A 2,515-nucleotide genomic window follows, 5' to 3' on the forward strand; every position below is an offset into this window, starting at 1 on the left:
TTTTGATAATTCGTTGTTAATAATAAAATTTTGGAAAGCAAGAACATCAATAAACAATAAGGCATTGGTAACAATATGTGAAAAGTTTTTACTTACCATATTATCATTGGTCTGAACCCTTTCGCCAATTATTTTTTCTAATTTTATTGAATCACTTTCATTGGGTAATATTTTTTTTAAGAGTGAAAAACCTTGTGGATTTATCGTATTATAAAATTTCAAAACCATTTTAGAAAATTCAGCTTTATCTTGATTTTTTGCAGTCAATTGATAAATACCAAATAAACTATTCAATAAAGCTACTTTTGAAATTTCTTCAGAGGTCCAACCTTTTATCAATAATGGTTCAGAAGAATCAATCGATATGACATGACCATAAATAAACCCGGTAGCACGCGTTCTGCAATAAAAATCTTTACTGTCAATTAGATAGGGTGAATCAAGCAAATAATATTTGCTAAAAAACTTGTCTATCCAACCATGTGCAGACGGATTAATCATTCAATAAACTTTTTGCAAAGCTATGGTTTTTAAAGCAAAAATTCCCGAAAATCAACTTCGGGAATCTTAAAAAAACAATTGTTTATTTGAAATAGGAAAAGGATTCGTTGTTTTCCATTTTTAATAAAGTTTCATATATTAATTTAATTACATTTTCGACATCTTCACGGTGAACCATTTCAACCGTAGTATGCATATAACGTAGAGGTAAAGAGATTAATGCCGATGCAACGCCACCATTACTGTATGCAAATGCATCAGTGTCTGTTCCGGTAACCCTTGAAGAGGCTAATCTTTGAAAAGGAATTTTATTCATTTCTGCGGTTGTAATGATTAATTCTCTTAAATTATTTTGAACTGCCGGAGCATAAGTAATAACCGGTCCTTTACCAATTTGGGTTTCTCCTTCAATTTTTTTGTCAATCATTGGGGTTGTAGTATCATGACAAACATCAGTTACAATGGCAACATTGGGTTTGATGGTTTTTGTAATCATTTCTGCTCCGCGTAACCCAACTTCTTCTTGAACAGAGTTAGTAATATATAATCCAAAAGGTAATTTCTTTTTGTTTTCAAACAATAAACGAGCAACTTCCGCCACCATAAATCCGCCCATGCGATTATCAATTGCTCGACAAACAAATTTGTTTTCGTTTAAAATCATAAATTCATCCGGATAAGTAATCACACATCCTACATGAACGCCTAATTTTTCAACTTCTTCCTTTGTTGAACATCCTAAATCAACAAATAAATTGTCAATTCGTGCAGTTTCTTCCTTTCCTCTATTTCGTGTATGTATGGCTGGCCAACCAAATACTCCTTTAACAATTCCTTTTTTAGTATGAATGTTAACCCGTTTGGAGGGTGCAATTTGATGATCTGAACCACCGTTTCTAATTACATAGATCAGGCCATTGTCTGTAATGTAATTTACATACCATGAAATCTCATCTGAATGACCTTCAATTACTACTTTATAAGGGGCATCTGGATTTATAATACCAACTGCTGTTCCATAAGTATCTGTAATAAAGGTATCAACATAAGGTTTAATATATTCCATCCATAGTTTTTGACCTTCTGATTCATATCCTGTAGGCGAGGCATTGTTTAAATATTTTTCTAAAAAAGTGAGTGATGATTTTTTTAGTATGGTTTTTGCTGACATAAATTTTGATTTTTTTTGCTAAATTATAAATAAGATAACATAGTTAAGTATAAATCTCTATTTTTGAACTTTATTTATGAAAAACATGAAGGCCTTTTTATCAATTTTATTTCTGTATACTGTATTTATTGCCAATTCTCAGGAAATAAAAAAAGATTCCCTAGTCATATATTATTTGATTGGAAATGACTCCATATTACGAACTTCCTTAGATTTAGATGAAGTTGTAGTAACCGGACATAAATCCAATAAAGAGGATGAAGACCGCAAAAAGTTTCTATTATTACAACAACGGGTTATTAAAGTTTATCCTTATGCGAAATTAGCAGCCGACAATTTGACGCGGTTAAATAACAATATGGGTAAATTTAAAACAGAACGTGAAAAAAAGAAATACTTCAAGATTGTTGAAGACTACCTTGAAAATGAATTTGAAGGCCAACTTAAAAAATTATCTCGTAAACAAGGTCAAATTTTAGTCAAATTAATTTATCGCCAAACCGGAAAATCGACCTATACATTAGTTAAAGATTTAAAAAGTAGTTGGAAAGCCTTTTGGGCAAGTAATACTGCAAAAGTTTTTGACATAGATTTAAAAACAGAATATGACCCTTTTACTGTAACGGAAGATTTTCTTATCGAAAGTATTTTGTTAAAAGCTTTTAATGAAGGGCGTTTGCAACGTCAACCTTCAGCCAACTTTATCGATTATGTTGAGCTTTCCAAAATATGGAAAGAAAAAGTTGAAAAGGCAAAAGAAAAAAAGAATACTCCTCAATAGTTTTTCAAATCAACAATTCACAAGTTTTATTAATTATCATATTTATTTTTTAGCTATAATAG

At 30.7% G+C, this 2,515-nt stretch carries 2 protein-coding genes and 1 pseudogene; 1 reads left to right on the forward strand and 2 read right to left on the reverse strand.

Annotated elements, in window-relative coordinates:
• Positions 1-501 (reverse strand): annotated as a pseudogene (locus tag C0512_RS15165) (hypothetical protein); the annotation flags it as partial.
• A gap of 82 nt (positions 502-583) precedes the next feature.
• Positions 584-1,672: a M42 family metallopeptidase gene (locus C0512_RS15170; RefSeq protein WP_290863079.1), complete on the reverse strand. Its 1,089-nt coding sequence runs from the start codon at positions 1,670-1,672 to the stop codon at positions 584-586.
• 76 nt (positions 1,673-1,748) lie between these two features.
• On the opposite strand from C0512_RS15170, the gene C0512_RS15175 reads away from it, so the two are divergent.
• Positions 1,749-2,453: a DUF4294 domain-containing protein gene (locus C0512_RS15175; protein ID WP_367161188.1), complete on the forward strand. Its 705-nt coding sequence runs from the start codon at positions 1,749-1,751 to the stop codon at positions 2,451-2,453.
• Positions 2,454-2,515 lie beyond the last annotated feature (62 nt).

Source organism: Flavobacterium sp. (genome assembly GCF_013822155.1).
GTDB lineage: Bacteria > Bacteroidota > Bacteroidia > Flavobacteriales > Flavobacteriaceae > Flavobacterium.

What these genes read in the sequence shown, in the direction of transcription:
- C0512_RS15170 (WP_290863079.1), bottom strand. Translation starts at nt 1,672, where the DNA reads ATGTCAGCAAAAACCATACTAAAAAAATCATCACTCACTTTTTTAGAA.
- C0512_RS15175 (WP_367161188.1), top strand. Translation starts at nt 1,749, where the DNA reads ATGAAAAACATGAAGGCCTTTTTATCAATTTTATTTCTGTATACTGTA.